This window comes from Nonlabens sp. MIC269 (genome assembly GCF_001430865.1).
GTDB classification, from domain to species: Bacteria; Bacteroidota; Bacteroidia; order Flavobacteriales; family Flavobacteriaceae; genus Nonlabens; species Nonlabens tegetincola.
The window spans coordinates 417,925-434,606 of the sequence record NZ_CP011373.1; the positions used below are offsets into that span (position 1 = coordinate 417,925).

Annotated in this window: 14 protein-coding genes; 5 read left to right on the plus strand and 9 right to left on the minus strand. The window is 34.8% G+C overall.

The features are described 5' to 3' along the window. Positions 1 to 29 precede the first annotated feature (29 nt). Genes AAT17_RS01965 through AAT17_RS01980 form a run of 4 tightly spaced genes read right to left on the minus strand, consistent with a single transcriptional unit; the run spans position 30 to position 4,404 of the window. Entirely contained in the window at positions 30 to 1,010 is a 981-nt protein-coding gene (locus tag AAT17_RS01965) for an SDR family oxidoreductase (protein WP_060522709.1), read from the minus strand. A gap of 41 nt (positions 1,011 to 1,051) precedes the next feature. After that, positions 1,052 to 1,924, minus strand: a complete 873-nt coding sequence (gene rfbA / locus AAT17_RS13260; protein ID WP_060522711.1) for a glucose-1-phosphate thymidylyltransferase RfbA — start codon at positions 1,922 to 1,924, stop codon at positions 1,052 to 1,054. Beyond that, a complete protein-coding gene (gene rfbB, locus AAT17_RS13265) occupies positions 1,925 to 2,974 on the minus strand; it encodes a dTDP-glucose 4,6-dehydratase (RefSeq protein ID WP_060522713.1) in 1,050 nt (349 codons plus the stop codon). It abuts the gene before it with no gap. 38 nt (positions 2,975 to 3,012) lie between these two features. Further along, positions 3,013 to 4,404, minus strand: coding sequence for a UDP-glucose 6-dehydrogenase (locus AAT17_RS01980; RefSeq protein WP_060522715.1), 1,392 nt, complete (start codon positions 4,402 to 4,404; stop codon positions 3,013 to 3,015). Positions 4,405 to 4,548: 144 nt separating this feature from the next. On the opposite strand from AAT17_RS01980, the gene AAT17_RS01985 reads away from it, so the two are divergent. Beyond that, positions 4,549 to 5,832, plus strand: coding sequence for an OmpA family protein (locus AAT17_RS01985; protein ID WP_060522716.1), 1,284 nt, complete (start codon positions 4,549 to 4,551; stop codon positions 5,830 to 5,832). Between the two features lie 532 nt (positions 5,833 to 6,364). Here the strand turns inward: AAT17_RS01985 and AAT17_RS01990 are convergent. From AAT17_RS01990 to lpdA, 4 genes are all read right to left on the minus strand, one after another. Then, positions 6,365 to 8,440 (minus strand): protein-disulfide reductase DsbD, encoded by a 2,076-nt coding sequence (locus AAT17_RS01990; RefSeq protein ID WP_060522718.1) that lies wholly within the window; start codon positions 8,438 to 8,440, stop codon positions 6,365 to 6,367. Further along, positions 8,437 to 9,771, minus strand: a complete 1,335-nt coding sequence (tilS, locus tag AAT17_RS01995; protein ID WP_060522720.1) for a tRNA lysidine(34) synthetase TilS — start codon at positions 9,769 to 9,771, stop codon at positions 8,437 to 8,439. Before tilS ends, AAT17_RS01990 begins: the two co-directional genes overlap by 4 nt. A gap of 2 nt (positions 9,772 to 9,773) precedes the next feature. Then, positions 9,774 to 11,087, minus strand: coding sequence for an anthranilate synthase component I family protein (locus tag AAT17_RS02000; RefSeq protein ID WP_060522722.1), 1,314 nt, complete (start codon positions 11,085 to 11,087; stop codon positions 9,774 to 9,776). Between the two features lie 70 nt (positions 11,088 to 11,157). Continuing rightward, positions 11,158 to 12,558: a dihydrolipoyl dehydrogenase gene (gene lpdA / locus AAT17_RS02005; RefSeq protein WP_060522724.1), complete on the minus strand. Its 1,401-nt coding sequence runs from the start codon at positions 12,556 to 12,558 to the stop codon at positions 11,158 to 11,160. Between the two features lie 201 nt (positions 12,559 to 12,759). On the opposite strand from lpdA, the gene AAT17_RS02010 reads away from it, so the two are divergent. The 4 genes from AAT17_RS02010 (at position 12,760) to AAT17_RS02025 (ending at position 15,854) form a co-directional block, all read left to right on the plus strand. After that, a complete protein-coding gene (locus AAT17_RS02010) occupies positions 12,760 to 13,254 on the plus strand; it encodes an RNA polymerase sigma factor (RefSeq protein WP_060522726.1) in 495 nt (164 codons plus the stop codon). 3 nt (positions 13,255 to 13,257) lie between these two features. Then, entirely contained in the window at positions 13,258 to 13,899 is a 642-nt protein-coding gene (locus tag AAT17_RS02015; RefSeq protein ID WP_060522727.1) for a hypothetical protein, read from the plus strand. A gap of 99 nt (positions 13,900 to 13,998) precedes the next feature. Further along, positions 13,999 to 15,105, plus strand: a complete 1,107-nt coding sequence (locus tag AAT17_RS02020) for an acyloxyacyl hydrolase (protein ID WP_082586879.1) — start codon at positions 13,999 to 14,001, stop codon at positions 15,103 to 15,105. 2 nt (positions 15,106 to 15,107) lie between these two features. After that, positions 15,108 to 15,854, plus strand: coding sequence for a DUF2807 domain-containing protein (locus AAT17_RS02025; protein ID WP_060522729.1), 747 nt, complete (start codon positions 15,108 to 15,110; stop codon positions 15,852 to 15,854). Between the two features lie 6 nt (positions 15,855 to 15,860). Here the strand turns inward: AAT17_RS02025 and AAT17_RS02030 are convergent, their stop codons facing one another. After that, positions 15,861 to 16,655 (minus strand): DUF547 domain-containing protein, encoded by a 795-nt coding sequence (locus tag AAT17_RS02030; protein ID WP_060522730.1) that lies wholly within the window; start codon positions 16,653 to 16,655, stop codon positions 15,861 to 15,863. Positions 16,656 to 16,682 lie beyond the last annotated feature (27 nt).

Consider the following 16,682-nt stretch of genomic DNA (forward strand, 5'->3'; position numbering starts at 1 on the left):
TCGCTTTCGCGAAAGCGTAGATTAACTAATTATAAATTATTCCAATACCATTCTACAGCCTCTTTGAGACCTTGATCAATATTAAACTTAGGCTCATACCCAAGGAGTCGTTTAGCTTTTTCAATAGAAGCTAGTGAATGAGGGATATCACCTGCACGATTAGGCCCGTGCTTAATTACCACATCTCGAATATCAGAATCAAATTTACTTAAGTGCTTTTTCAAATACTCAATTAGTTCAATTAATGTAGTTCGATCACCGTAGGCCACATTAAATACCTGATTTTCACTTTCTGGAGAATCAACCAACATCGCCTTTACGTTAGCTTGAATCACATTATCGATGTAAGTAAAATCACGACTGTAGGTACCGTCACCGTTTATAACAGGTGATTCTTTCTTCATTAGGCTAGAAGTAAATTTTGGAATCACAGCTGCATAAGCTCCGTTTGGATCTTGTTTACGGCCAAAAACATTAAAGTACCTAAGACCGATAGTGTTAAGCCCATAGGTATTGTAGAACACATCCGCATACAGCTCATTAACAAACTTTGTAATAGCGTACGGAGATAAAGGACGACCTATTTTGTCTTCCACCTTTGGCAACGATTCAGAGTCTCCATAAGTAGAACTACTAGCCGCATATACCATTTTCTTTACTCCTGCATCTTTACATGCTACTAGCATATTCAGAAAACCGCTTACATTAACATCGTTTGAAGTTATCGGGTCTTTTATTGATCTAGGAACACTACCCAAAGCAGCTTGATGAAGAACGTAATCACAACCAGCTACGGCACTATGACAAGTATCTAAATCCCTAATATCCCCTTCTATAAAAGTGAAATTAGGATGTTGAATAAAAGGCTCAATATTAAAACGGTGACCATTAGAAAAATTATCCAGTCCTATAACATTATAATTATTATTCAATAAGAACTCGCAAAGATTGCTACCTATAAAACCAGCAGCACCTGTAACTAAAACTTTGATTGATTTCACCTTAAATATTTGAATTTGCGAAAGTACAAAAATAACTCACTGCATAAGAGTTAAGAGAAGGTTATCCTTTTTAAGTATTCGAAATAAGAACCTTTTAAAGTTTTAACTCTTTCTGCAACTTCGTTTTTATCAACCCAACCCATTTTAATAGCAATTTCTTCTAAACATGAAATTTTTAATCCAGCCCTATTCTCTATGGCTTTTACAAATTCCGTTGCCTCAGAAAGTGCCTCGTGAGTACCTGTGTCCAACCAGGCAAAACCTCTACTCAAAATTTCTAAGCTCAGTTCCCTTTTCTCTAAATAATATTGATTCAAACTAGTGATTTCCAACTCTCCTCGATCACTAGGTTTCAATCTTTTAGCGACATCAATAACAGAATTTGGATAGAAATACAAACCAACTACAGCAAAATTACTTTTAGGTTGTTTAGGTTTTTCTTCAATGCTGATTAATTGACCTTCTTTATCAAAAGAAGCAACTCCATAACGTTCTGGGTCTTTAACATAATTACCAAACACCACTGCTCGCTTTTCATTGGTTACAGTATGTACAGCACTTTGTAGTACTTGAGAGAATCCTGCTCCATAAAAGATATTATCTCCTAACACCATAGCTACATCATCATCTCCTATGAAATCCTCACCTATTATGAAAGCCTGTGCTAAACCATCAGGTGATGGTTGCTCTTTATATTGTAGACGTATCCCGTAATCTGAACCATTGCCTAAAAGTTTTTTAAAATTTGGTAAATCATGCGGAGTTGAAATAATTAAAATCTCTCTTATACCTGCCAGCATGAGTACAGATAAAGGGTAATAAATCATAGGTTTGTCATAAACAGGTAGCAATTGCTTACTCACTGCTATGGTTAATGGATGCAATCTAGTTCCCGAGCCACCTGCTAATACAATACCTTTCATTTATTTATACTGTTGGTTATAATATTCTTTGTAAGCACCAGAAGTTACCCGTTGTAACCATAAAGGATTTTCTAGGTACCATGAGATTGTTTCTTTTAAACCTTGTTCAAAAGTTACTGATGGCATCCATCCTAATTCGTTTGACATTTTGGACGCATCAATGGCATATCTAAAATCATGTCCCGGTCTATCGTTTACAAAAGTAATTAAAGACCTACTCGTTCCTGCATCATTATCCAACATCACATCCATTTCATCACACAATAACTGTACAAGATCAATATTTTTCCATTCATTATGACCACCAATGTTATAGGTCTCACCTAATTGCCCTTGCTCCATTATAGTTTTAATTGCCAAGGCATGATCTTTTACATACAACCAATCCCGTGTGTAATTACCATCTCCATAAACAGGTAATGGTTTTCCATGTTTAATATTATTAATAAACAACGGTATTAATTTCTCAGGAAATTGATAAGGTCCATAGTTATTTGAACAATTACTTATAACAATAGGCAAACCATAAGTTTCATAATAAGCGCGCACAAAATGATCACTACTAGCTTTACTGGCCGAGTAAGGCGAATTAGGACTGTAAGGTGATTCTTCAGTAAAAAGACCTTTCTCACCTAAAGCACCATAAACCTCATCAGTACTTATATGATAAAACAACTTATTAGTAAAATCCTTATTCCAAGTTGATCTACAAACTTCTAAAAGATTAAGAGTACCTAAAACATTAGTACGAGCAAAGGCTAGTGGATCACTTATGGATCGATCAACATGAGATTCTGCAGCTAGATGTATAACCACATCAATTTGATGATTTTTAAATACAGTTTCTACAGCCTGAGCATCATTGATATTTACCCGATAGAATATATAATTCTCTTTGTGCTCGATAGTTTTAAGGTTCTCTAAATTTCCTGCATAGGTAAGCGCATCAAGATTAATAATGTGAGCATCTGGATACTCGGTAACAAATAAGCGCACCACTTCCGAACCTATAAATCCAGCTCCTCCTGTTATAACAATTGTTTTTCTCATTGATGTTGTAATTACGCTTTCGCGAAAGCGAAATACTTCTAACCTTTACCTATAGTATACATTTTGAATCCTATATCTTCCATATTATCATAATCCAAAATCATACGACCATCGAATAGGAACGCAGGTTTCAACATTTTGTTATAAATAGATTCCCAATCGTAATCTTTAAACTCATCCCACTCTGTCATAATAGCAATTGCATGAGCCTGATCGAAACACTCCATAGGATCGTTAACAACAGTAACTCCTTTTCTATTTTCTTCGCTACTTCGAGTATTTAAATAATCTAAATCGGCATAAATCTGTTCAGCAGTTACTTTAGGATCGTAAACCACAATTTCTGCCTGTTCATTAAGTAGGTCATCTGCTACATATATACTTGCAGATTCTCGGGTGTCATTCGTATCTTTTTTAAATGCCCAACCAAGCATTGCTATTTTCTTGCCTGAAACAGTATTATAAAGCGTTTTTACAATATTAGATGCAAATCGCCTTTTTTGATGATCATTCATTATGATTACTTGCTCCCAATAGTCAGCTACCTCTTGTAAACCATAAGACCTAGAAATGTATACAAGATTTAAAATGTCCTTTTGAAAACAACTACCTCCAAAACCAACGGATGCTTTCAAAAATTTAGATCCTATCCTAGAATCAGTTCCTATTGCTCTAGCTACCTCATTGACATCAGCTTCAGTTTTTTCACAAAGCTCACTGAGTGCGTTTATACTACTAACTCGTTGTGCGAGAAACGCATTGGCAGTAAGTTTAGAAAGCTCTGAAGACCAAACGTTGGTCGTCAAAATTCTATCAGAAGGCACCCAATTAGCATAAACATCTACTAAAGCCTTTTGGGCCTTACGTCCTTCCTCAGTTTGTTCACCACCAATAAGTACTCGGTCTGGATTTAACAAATCTTGAACAGCAGTTCCTTCTGCAAGAAATTCTGGATTGGATAAAATTTGAAACTTTACATCCTTAGAAGTATTGTCAAGAATATTTTTGAGTGCTTCGGCTGTACGAACAGGTAGTGTACTTTTTTCAACTATTATTTTGTCATCCTCTGCAACATCGGCAATCTGTCTAGCGCATAATTCAATGTATTTTAAATCGGCTGCCATTCCTTTTCCTACTCCATAGGTTTTTGTAGGAGTATTTACGGAAATAAAGATCATATCAGCTTCTTTGATCGCTTGATCGACTTCTGTCGAGAAAAATAGATTTCTTCCTCTAGCTTGTTGTACTAGGTCAGATAGACCTGGTTCGTAAATAGGAATTTTGGAAACATCAGAATGATTCCAAGCTTCAATTCTTTTCGTATTAATATCAACTACATTAACCTTAATATGAGGACATTTAGCTGCTATCACAGTCATTGTAGGACCACCAACATATCCTGCTCCAATACAACAGATATTTTTTACCATATATTTAATAACAAGAAGGCAAAGGTAGCGATTAGTCACTAAAACGTTTAATTAAATTTTAAGACTAAAAAGTAAGAAAAGATTAGCCTATCTCTTAAAAACAAGTATCTTTGTCGCTTAATAGAAAGCAAAAAAACAAACTTCATGAAAAAAAGTATTTTTTTGGCAATGGCTTTAGTAGCTAGTGTAGCTGTTGCGCAAAATGACGAAATGGAATCAGATGTTAAAGTAAATGACTTTAACAAGTGGTCGATCGATGTTGGTGCTGGTGTAACAAAACCTGTAAGACCAGTATCATCAGGAGCCTTTACTAACACACCATCCTTGTGGCAGGCAGATTTAGGTATTCGTTACATGGTGAACAATAAATTTGGTTTTAATCTTGATTTAGGATATAATAGCTTCAATGCAGATGAAGAAAGCCGTGATTTTGAAAGCAGGTATGTAAGAGCAACACTTGAAGGTGTGCTTAACGCAGGTCATATTATTGGACTGAATCAATTAGACGATCGATTAGGTCTTTTAGTTCACGGTGGTATGGGTGTATCTACTCTTAAGCCAGTTGAACCTGTTGAATTAGATGAAGACTATATGCTTAATTTTCAACTTGGTGTTACTCCACAAGTGAGATTATCAAATCGAGTAGCTTTATTCGGAGATTTATCTATACTAGGACATGTAAGACAAGACTATACTTTTGACGGTCTAGGAAGAACAGGAACTAGAGGATTTAATGGATTTGTTGTGAATGCTTCTGCAGGTTTAAATATTTACCTAGGTAGTAATGACATTCATGCAGACTGGGCTCCAGATATGTACGATGCGAAAATTGCTGAAATGGCAGCAGCTGTTGATAAAATGGCTCGCGAGCAAGCAGATGATGATCAAGATGGTGTTCCTAACTATTTAGACCGTGATAATACTACTGAAAGTGGTGTAAGAGTTGATAGTAAAGGTCGAGCAATCGACATGAACAAAAACGGTATCCCAGATGATATGGAAAGTTCTTTAGCTAATACTTATGTAACTAAGACCGATGCTGAAAACATGATGAATCAAGCTGGAGCTGCTGACTCTGATCTAGTTAAAAAATTAATCAACGAAGGTTACGTAAATGTATATTTCCAGTTTAACAGCACTAAGCCTACTACTTATAGTTTAGGAGCTCTTAACACTATCGTACAGTACATGAAGGATCACCCTTCTGCAACTGCTACTTTAACTGGATATGCTGATGAAATCGGAAGCCCAGAATACAACAAACAATTGTCTGAGCGTCGTGCTAAGATGGTAAATGATGTAATGGTTGCAGCTGGTATTGATGCTTCAAGGTTAACTGTTAACGGTGACGGTGAAGATGCATCAGTAGATAAAAATAGCGCACAAGCTAGACAAATGGTAAGAAGAGTTACTTTTAGAGTAAACTAATCTAACTGTTCTTTCTGTTAATATAAAGCTGCCCAATCGGGCAGCTTTTTTTTATTCCTCTAATTTATGAATATCAAATGTGGATATAGTTTTGAACATATTCTAAGAAAAAAGACATATTACATCAACACTTAAACTAAGCTGAAAAGTCTTTTAGCAACCCATATGATGCGTAGATTAAGAATTCATCTAATACAGGTACTTAAGCTTATGAGATTATAAGCGATCTCAAGACAGACATAAGAAGCATAATCTGTATCCAAAATAGTCTAATAGTTCACGCATTGTTATAGATATATTTCTATTCTTTTTCAAAAAGAAACTCCTCTATATACATTATTAATACAGTAGTTTACACTTCCCAAACTCGATTCCGATTTGACCAAATCATCGATAAAGAATAAGGTCCTTAAACCTATGAAATGCATAGGAAGAATATAAAACTGTTAAGTAGATTGAGATAAGCTAGCAATAAAAAACCCGTTTGAAGCTTCAAACGGGTTATGTAATTTATTGTAAGGTATCGAATAATTTATTCGATACCTTCTTTTAACCAATCTCTATATTCATTTATGTCCGGAGTGTAACCTACTGGATCAGGCATTCCTTTTTGAGTTCCATCCGCATTAAGTTTTACGTAATAAGGTTGTGCTGCATTCTTAAATTGCTTCTTTTGTAACTCGTACCACTTATCTCCTATCGTTCTTACTTTTCCTCCTAAAACTTCACTTTCATATTGCTCTTCTTTGGGTAGTTTGTTTTGATCATCTACGTATAAAGAAATCATCACAAAGTCATTCTTTAATATGGGCAAAATTCTAGAATCTGACCAAACACGTTCTTCCATTTTACGGCAATTCACACAAGCATAACCAGTGAAATCTACTAACACGGGTTTATTGACTTGTTTAGCATAAGCCAATCCTTCATCATAATCATCAAAGGTAATTATATCGTGAACACCTAAATGAGCATGTTCAGGAATTTCTGTCACTTCAGTAAGCTTTTTGTAACCTACTCCATAAGGTGACTCCGCATAATTTAATGGCGGTGGAAAACCTGATATAATTTTTAGTGGTGCACCCCACATACCAGGAATCATGTATATAGTAAAGGATAAAACAACCACACCTAACAAGGCTCTACCTACTGAAATAGTTGACTCCGGTCCATCGTGTGGCATTTTAATTCTACCAAATAGATACAAGGCTAGTGAACCAAATATGGCTATCCAAAAGGCTAGGAACACCTCACGTGGTAACAGCATGAATTGATATACTAAATCTGCGTTGGATAAAAATTTGAATGCTAACGCTAACTCTAAAAAACCCAAAACAACTTTAACTGTATTCAACCATCCACCCGATTTTGGTAACGAATTCATCCAGCCAGGAAAGATGGCAAACAAAGTAAAGGGAAGAGCAAGAGCAGTCGAGAATCCTAGCATACCAACAATAGGTGCTACTCCACCTTTACTGGCTGCTTCAACAATCAATGATCCAACAATAGGTCCCGTACAAGAAAATGAAATTATAGCTAAAGCCAAAGCCATAAAAAATATACCTATAAATCCACCTTTATTGGATTTTTCGTCGACTTTATTTGCCCAAGATTGCGGTAAGGTAATTTCAAACGCTCCAAGGAACGAAGCGGCAAAAATTATAAGAATGATGAAAAAACCTAAATTGACATAAGCATTAGTAGACATGGCATTTAGGATACGGTCACCAAAAATAGCCACCACTACACTACCTAACAACACATAGATTAATATGATAAAAAAGCCATATAAAATAGCGTTTGATATCCCTTTAGCTCGATTACTACTTTGTTTAGTAAAGAAACTCACCGTAAGCGGTATCATTGGAAATACACAAGGTGTTAATAAGGCTGCAAAACCGGCTAAAAAGGAAACCAAGAAAATACCCCATAAACTCTTTTCTTCAGTGTCATTTTCAATTTTATCATTTTGTTTATTACTCGTATCACTTTTAGATGCTTGTACATCAGATTCTGATTTAGATTCTAAGTCATGACTTTCCATTAGTGGAATGGAACTAGCTTCAGGTCCTTGCGAAAGTAAAGGTTCCTTTTCTTCATCATAATAAAGATCAATGATATCAGTGGCGTCATCAGGAACTACAACATTAGGATTGAGTTTATACACGTATGAAAAAGAAGTTGGTCTTAAACACTTTTCATCATCACATACCTGATAACCTATTTCTCCAACGATGTATTCTAGAGATTCATCTAGTATTTTCACCCGTTGTTCAAAACTACCTTTATCAGAAAATTGATACACATTGAAATCCCAAACGGAAGAAAACTCTGCAAAAGATCCTTCCTCCTTATTTACGCCGATAAGTTCAATTTTATCTTCAACTCCGTAATAACTAAATGTAGTTGGAATAGGTCCTCTACCCTTTTCACCTGTTTGAGAATATAAATGCCATCCAGGTTCTAGAGTTACTTGAGTTTTGAAAACATATTCGTTTTCAGCTATTTTTTCAACGGTTGTATTCCAATTGGTAGGATCTTGGTCACCAAACTGTGCAAAAGCATAAAAGCTCAAAAAGCACAATAAAATGCTTAGGTAGTTTCTCATGAATGAAAAGTTATTTTTAATAGTTTTTTAGTAGATGATGTAACTGGAAAATGAATGCTGTTTCTATACCCTATCACCCATAATAAATGACCAAGATAACGCAATACTGGAACATTGGGCTTTTCAAAGGTAGAAACCTTATAATTTGTAAGTATATCACTTACTAATTGACTTTTCCCATTCATACCAAATGGCTGTAATTTATCTCCTGCTTTCCAATTTGTTATTTTTAGAGGAGCGACTATTAATTCAGCATCAAGAAACAAATTATTCTTGCTTGCTTCATTTTTTACAAGCTCTAATGGATTATTTACCGATCGTATTTCAAGTTCAAAAGTTCCTATCTCAGTTTCCACTTTAGAATTTCCTATAGGCATACTTACATCAAATTCAAGCTTTTTCGGTACGGGAATTAACTTAAAATATTCTCTATCTCGCCATAATTGATAAGTACCTAATTCTAATCTCTTACCACTTGGTGAATTCATAAATTGCATTAATTCATCGTAATTAACGGCTGTAAATTGATTGACAACTTCATATAAATACAAACCAGCTTGATGGTAAGATGTTAATGCTTTGACCGAGAAATGTATTTCATCCTGAACCTGTGTGATTACGCTTTCGCGAAAGCGTGATACCGCATCATCTTGTAATTGTTTACTAGCTTTTAAATTAACCAACACTTTAGGAAGATTTTCCCTTAATTGTGGTAAAGCTTTATACAATTGAGGAAGCACGAGATTACGCAATTGGTTGCGTAAATAGTTATTTTGATTATTGCTTTCGTCCTCTCTATACTCTACCTCATTATTTGTTGCATAGTTTTCAATTCTCTCTCTAGAGAAAATCAATAATGGTCTTCGGATTTTATTATTGCGGTCAGGTATACCTGTAAGACCATTTAATCCTGCACCACGGTTAAGATGCATAAAGAATGTTTCAATTTGATCATCTAAATGGTGAGCAGTGAGAATGTAATCATAATTAAATTCCCTGCACATAGCATAGAAATAATCGTATCTTAATTTTCTAGCAGCTTCTTGAACAGCCATGTTGTGCTGTTTCATAAACTCTTGAGTGTTAAAACTAGTTGTATGACAAACAACGCCTAGTTCTTGCGCTTTATTAACAACTAGCTCTTGATCTTTATCACTTTCATTATCTCTAAGAAGGAAGTTACAATGAGTCACGGCATAGTTCAAACCAGAGCGATGAATTAAATCCCACAATACCATACTATCACAACCGCCGCTTACTGCAATTAACAGGGATGCGTTTAAAAGTTCTGGAAATGCGGTTTGAATATGTTGTTTAAAATCTTGTAACATACTTATCGTGATTCAAAGCCTTGTAAAGCTAAAACATTCTTCATAGCTCTGGCCTTAAGCATACATTCTTGATATTCTTTTTCAGGTTGTGCTGCAACGGTTAAGGCACTACCTACTGAAAAAGACAGGTATTTTAAATTTGAGTTATACAATATAGATCTGATAACCACATTGAAATCAAAATCATCATTTGGAGTAAAATACCCTACTGAACCGCTGTACAAACCGCGTTTAAAGCTTTCTTGCTCTTCTATAATTTTCATGGCACTTATTTTAGGAGCGCCTGTCATGCTGCCCATAGGAAAGGAATTTTCAATCGCATCAACAGCGCTTATTTCTTCCCTAAGTTCACAAGTAATAGTACTTATCATTTGATGTACTTGTTTAAAGGTATAAACACCAAAAAGTTCTTCTACTTGCACGCTTCCTTTTTGCGCTACTCTTGATAAATCATTGCGTACCAGATCAACGATCATCACGTTTTCAGAACGTTCTTTAGGATCGTTTTGTAATTTTTCTTTTAAAGATTCATCCACCACAAAATGTCCAGATCTTGCAGCTGTTCCTTTAATCGGTTGTGATATGATCTTGCTTCCTTTTTTTTGTAAATATCTTTCTGGACTAGCCGATATTAGTGAGAACTCATTACTTCTTACATAAGCTGCAAATGGAGGTTCACTTATTTTATTTAAATCATTATAAGCCTTTATACTATCAAAATAGGCATTATGAGCAAAAAATTCTGTGCAAAAGTTTGCTTCATAAATATCACCTCGCTTAATATGGTTTAAAAATCGATGGGCCTTTTTTATGTACGTATCTTCTTCATCTCGAGCCTCAATGAACTGAGATTTAACTACTGTTGCGTGATGAGTTATTGGATCCTGAACTATCTGATTAATTAAGTCTGTAACAACTCTCGAATCGTTTACATAGGCATATAATTCTACCTGTCCCTTTTTACAACTAAATACATATTGAGGTACTACAAATTGCATTACCGGTATTTTCATCCCATCTACATTCAATGACTCAAGTTCTTCTACCTCATTTTTTAAGTCGTAGGTTAACCATCCAAAACACCAATCTGGGAATTCTTCTCTAAAGGATCTCAAACTATTAAAAGCTTCACCTGATTGGGGAATTAACTTTTCTAGAGCACCTACTGCCACTAACCAATCATAATTAGCATATTGATCCTGATGATGGTTGCTGTCTAATAAAAAGAAAAAAGATTCCTTTTTAAAAAAATGTATTAAGGCAGTTTTAAATGCCGCAGCATCCTTTTGGATAGAATATGTTTGTCGTTTGTTCACTTCTAATTTAGAAACAAAAAGTGCGAGTAAATTAAAACTCGCACTTTATAAATTCATTACTTATACAATATTATACATGTAGAGCACGATCATCAGTTGCAGCAAGAGCCGCTTCTTTAACAGCCTCGGCATAGGTAGGATGTGCGTGTGACATTCTAGCAATATCCTCGGCGCTAGCTCTAAATTCCATTGCTGTAACAGCTTCTGAAATTAGGTCGGCTACTCGAGCACCTATCATGTGTACACCTAGAACCTCGTCGGTTGCTTTGTCGGCAATAATCTTTATTAATCCATCAATGTCACCACTTGCTCTAGATCGTCCTAAAGCTCTCATAGGGAATTGACCTACTTTGTAATTTGCCCCAGCTTCCTTAAGTTGTTCTTCCGTTTGACCTACACTTGCTACTTCTGGCCAAGTGTAAATTACATTAGGAATAAGGTTGTAATTAATATGTGGCTTTTGACCTGCAATAGTTTCGGCTACAAATACACCTTCTTCTTCTGCCTTGTGAGCTAGCATAGCGCCACGTACTACATCTCCTATCGCATAAATGTTTGAGACATTGGTTTGTAAATGTTCATTTACCTCTATTTGACCACGCTCATTTACCTTTACACCTGCCGCGGTAGCATTTAATTTATCTGTATAAGGGCGACGACCTACACTTACTAAAACGTAATCACCAGTAAAACTTACTTCTTCTCCCTTTTTATTTTTTGCCGTTACCGTTACTTCATCACCATTGCGTTCCACTTTATTAACCGCATGAGATAACTGGAATTTTACTCCTTGCTTTTTAAGAACCTTGGTAAGCTCTTTAGATAAAACCTTATCCATTCCAGGAGTAATGCGATCCATGTATTCAATCACGGTAACATCGGCTCCTAGACGACGATAAACCTGACCTAGCTCTAGCCCTATTACTCCACCACCTATTACGATCATGTGTTTAGGTATTTCTTTAAGCGATAATGCTTCGGTAGATGTAATTATACGCTCCTTATCTAGTTCTATAAATGGCAGTGTAGCAGGTTTTGAACCTGTTGCAATTATAGTTTTTGCTGCCTCGATAGTTTGTGTTTCTTCACCTTCTATTTTAATGTGAGTAGCATCGACAAAGGACCCCATTCCAGTAAAAACATCGATGTTGTTCTTTTTCATAAGAAATGCTACACCATCACAAGTTTGATCAACTACTTTCTGTTTACGAGCGATCATTTTTTCAAAATTGACCTTAATATCACCTGGAATATCGATACCGTGCTCGTCAAAATGTCTCATCGCATCATCATAATGATGAGAAGAGTCTAAAAGTGCTTTTGATGGAATACAACCCACATTCAAACAGGTTCCACCCAATGTATTGTATTTTTCTATAATGGCAGTTTTCATACCTAGTTGTGCACATCGTATTGCTGCAACATATCCACCAGGTCCCGAGCCTATAACGGCTACATCGTATTTACTCATAAAAGAGGTCTTTATTTCATATTTGTAATGAATAACAAAGATAAGAAATAGGCTTTTTTTTTCATACATTCTGGACTGTTATATGATAGAATGTGATTATACGCTTTCGCGAAAGCGTACTCACTACCTACTTTTTTAAATTTATCATTTGTGTTGTAACAAAAAGTAAACCTAAACTACTTATAAGCATAATCTGATTTTGTGAAACCAGACCAAGAAAAACAATTTGTAGAGCTACTTGATAAACATCAGAATATCGTGCACAAAATATGCCGGTTGTATACCAATGATCAAGATGCACATAATGATTTGTTTCAAGAAGTTACGATACAACTGTGGAAAGCCTATCCCAAATTTAGAGGTGATAGCAAGTTTTCAACCTGGATGTATCGTGTAGCACTGAATACGGCAATTACATTGTATCGTAAAAACAAACGTAGAGTTAAGACTCAAGAATACGATAGCGTACAATTTAAAATTGAAGACTATAAAGAGGAAGATGATTCAAACGAACAACTTACTTTATTGTACAGTGCTATTAAACAACTTAATGATATAGACAAAGCTCTTGTTTTTTTATATCTGGAGGATAAAAATTATAAGGAGATCTCATACACTTTGGGTATAAGCGAAGTAAATGCCCGAGTAAAGATGAATAGAATAAAAACAAAACTTGCTAAACTTGTAAATCCATAAACTATGGATCAATTAGATATTTTAAAAGAAAACTGGAAGCAACAGGAAAAAGGTTTACCTAAATTTTCTACAACTGCATTGAGCAGTATGCTTCACAAAAAAAGTAGTAACATCGTAAAATGGTTACTCTACATTGCGTTAATTGAATTTGCACTACTCACCTTGGTAAGTTTTCTTCCGTTTATGACTGATGCTAGAGATGAAGCTATTGAAATCACAGGCGAGAGTTTTCATTATGGGACGTATGTATTTAGTTACATCGCGCTCATAATTTTTGTGTATTTATTTTACCGTAACTACCGTCGCATATCAGCAGTTCAACCTGTAAAGGAATTGTTGCGTAACATAATCATTACTCGTAAAACAATGAGGGCTTATATCTGGTTTAACCTAGCCTTTGTCTTTGTATACGGTGTGATTTTTAGTGTCCTAATGTTAGAAAATGACCCTAGAATTTACAATATGGTTCATGCTCCTTCAAACGCAGGACATGAATTAAAAATTAAATTGATGTTTTTAGGGTTTACCTTTATTTACTTATTGGTAATGTGTCTTGTGATTTACGGGATTTACAGCTTAGTTTATGGAATTTTACTCAAAAGATTGAAAAGAAACTATAAGGAATTGAGTAAAATTGAAATGTAATTAATTGGAGTCTATTAAAATAGAGCTTATAAATTATTCCTTGGGATGGGCGTTTTTCTAAGTTGTTTCTTACTTTTGAGAGAACCCTAAAACCAACCTTTGACAAAATATAAATACTTTTTTTATATACTTCTTTTTTCTAGTTGTTACCATGCTCATTCCCAGGATAATGAGATAAAATCTTTTTCATTAGACTTCAATCCATTTTATGGTACCATTCTAGAACACAATCCTGATATAGCTCATTTAATCACTGATCATCCTACAGGTTTTATCGTAAGTTATAACAAGAAAACATACGGTTACAACCAATGGGAAAGACGATTCAACTATCCTGACTGGGGTTTTTCTCTATCCTATCAAGATATGAAAAACCAATATTTAGGAGAAAATATTGGCCTATACGGGCATTTTAATTTCTACTTTTTGAAACGAAGTTTGACTTTGAGAATTGGTCAAGGTATCGCCTATACTAGTAGTCCTTATGATCGCAATACTAATTATATAAACAACGCTTACGGCACTAGGTTACTGAGCTCGACTTACCTAAAATTTGGATATGTAAAAGAAAATCTAATTAAAGGATTAGGTATTCACGCTGGTTTTACCATCATTCATTATTCTAATGCAAACATTAAAGCTCCTAATAATAGTACAAACACCTTTGCACTTACGGCAGGTTTAAGCTATCAATTTAACCACGACCAATTCCCAGATTATCTTCCTAATACTGAAAGTAAAAAATACACAGAACCTTTTAAATACAATTTCGTACTTAGGAGTGGTATAAATGAAAGTGATATCAATGCAAGTGGTCAATTCCCCTTTTATGTTTTTACCGGTTTTATAGATAAAAAAATTAACCGTAAAAGCACGTTGTTAGCAGGATCAGAATTATTTGTTTCTTATTTTTTAAAGGAATATATCAAACATCAATTTATTGCGTTTCCTGAGAATAATATAAGCGCCGACACGGATTTTAAGAGAGTTGGTGTTTTTATAGGTCACGAATTACGTTTTAATAAAATTGCTTTTATCACACACTTAGGCTACTATGTTTACTGGCCGGTAGAATTTGAAAATCGAGTTTATAATAGATTAGGACTTAAAAGATACTTTGGTGATAAATTTTTTGGAGTGGTAAATGTGCATTCACATGGCGCCAAAGCTGAAGCTGTTGAATTTGGAATTGGTATTAGATTATAACTATGAAAAAAGCATTCTTTTTCCTTTTTGTCGTGATTCTTTTCTCTTGTGATTCAGAGAATGCTAATGACTGTGTGCAAACATCGGGTGACCTAGTACAAATTGATTATGATGTTACAGGTTTCAATAAAATTATAGTTTATGAACGTAGCCAGCTTATTGTATCACAAGGACCTTATGAAGTAATACTAGAAACTGGTGAAAATCTTGTAAATGATATTGATATTACAGTAGCCGATGCTACCCTATCCATCAAAAACAATAATAGTTGTAACCTGGCACGGGAATATGGAGTAACTAAAGTATACGTAACCTTACCTGATCTTCAAGTTTTAAGAAACAGTTCTGGCCTTGCTGTGAAAAGTTCAGGCACTCTTAATTTGAACGAACTTACCTTGCTATGTGAGGATACCGAAGAAGAGGATGCTTTTCATATTAGCGGCGACTTTGATCTCGATATTAATGTAGATAAGCTTTCTATAGAAACAAATGGTCTGAGTAATTTCTTTTTAAATGGGACTGTGAATGAACTCGATCTAAAATTTCTTTTAGGAGACTCGAGGTTTGAAGGTAGAAACCTAGAGGTGCAAACAGCTCAGGTCTACCATAGAGGTACTAACGATATATTTCTTCAAGCAAAACAACAAGTGACAGGCTCCTTACTGAGTACAGGAAATTTAATTCTAACCGAAGAGCCACCTGTTTTAAACGTAGAAGAATTGTATACTGGTCGTGTAATTATTGAGTAATATTTGTTAATTGACACCTACTTCATTAAGTCTCCAATCATATTCTAAATAATTAATCTCGGTAGTCGGTTGAATTTTAACTTTAGAGTATTGATTAATGTATTCGTCTATAGAATTAGCTTGTTTTAAAAAATCCTTCTTATACCATTTAAATATTTCAGAGATTCTTGCTCTATCACTTGTTATCTCGTTTTTATCAGAGTTAATAAACTCCGTTGTCGCCTGCTCCATTAAAGAACCCACGTTCTTTGCTGTATAAGCTTCTCTCATTAACTTGGGGCAAGAATAAGATGCACAGTTGATAGCAAAATGAATTCTAGGCTCATTCATTTTCTGCAGGATTCCCTTTTCTACATCGGCTAGAGACAGTTTTTCATCACCTATTTGAATAAATTTTTTCAAAAACGGAGATATGGTAGCCTCTACATCTTTAATACTTTTAATAGGGTAATTTTTTACTATCAGGTGTACCGTGCTCGCATTATAAAGATTTATGAAATACGCTAGTTGTTCCTCGTAACTCCATTTTTCAGAAGGCTCATTTTCTGATAGGTATGTTAAATACTCGGACAATAAAGCACTATCTTTTTGAAATCCTTTATAATCCACCAGTCCTTCTTCACGAACATGTTTTTTTATTAAATCATCCCATTGTTGGTGATTTATCTCGTTAACTAGTGGTACTGAACTATTACTTGTTCTAGCTTGTTTTTTAAAATTAATTCCTCGTGATGAAACACATGAAATCATTAAACCAGAAAAAATAGCTATTGCAACAAGATTGTATATTTTCATTTTCATAATGGGTAAATTACAACCTATAGCGGT

Excerpts from the sequence above, each read along its gene's own strand:
- rfbB (WP_060522713.1), bottom strand. The coding sequence starts at position 2,974 with ATGAGAAAAACAATTGTTATAACAGGAGGAGCTGGATTTATAGGTTCG.
- AAT17_RS02025 (WP_060522729.1), top strand. The coding sequence starts at position 15,108 with ATGAAAAAAGCATTCTTTTTCCTTTTTGTCGTGATTCTTTTCTCTTGT.
- lpdA (WP_060522724.1), bottom strand. The coding sequence starts at position 12,558 with ATGAGTAAATACGATGTAGCCGTTATAGGCTCGGGACCTGGTGGATAT.
- AAT17_RS01990 (WP_060522718.1), bottom strand. The coding sequence starts at position 8,440 with ATGAGAAACTACCTAAGCATTTTATTGTGCTTTTTGAGCTTTTATGCT.
- AAT17_RS01980 (WP_060522715.1), bottom strand. The coding sequence starts at position 4,404 with ATGGTAAAAAATATCTGTTGTATTGGAGCAGGATATGTTGGTGGTCCT.
- rfbA (WP_060522711.1), bottom strand. The coding sequence starts at position 1,924 with ATGAAAGGTATTGTATTAGCAGGTGGCTCGGGAACTAGATTGCATCCA.
- AAT17_RS02015 (WP_060522727.1), top strand. The coding sequence starts at position 13,258 with ATGGATCAATTAGATATTTTAAAAGAAAACTGGAAGCAACAGGAAAAA.
- tilS (WP_060522720.1), bottom strand. The coding sequence starts at position 9,771 with ATGTTACAAGATTTTAAACAACATATTCAAACCGCATTTCCAGAACTT.
- AAT17_RS02030 (WP_060522730.1), bottom strand. The coding sequence starts at position 16,655 with ATGAAAATGAAAATATACAATCTTGTTGCAATAGCTATTTTTTCTGGT.
- AAT17_RS01985 (WP_060522716.1), top strand. The coding sequence starts at position 4,549 with ATGAAAAAAAGTATTTTTTTGGCAATGGCTTTAGTAGCTAGTGTAGCT.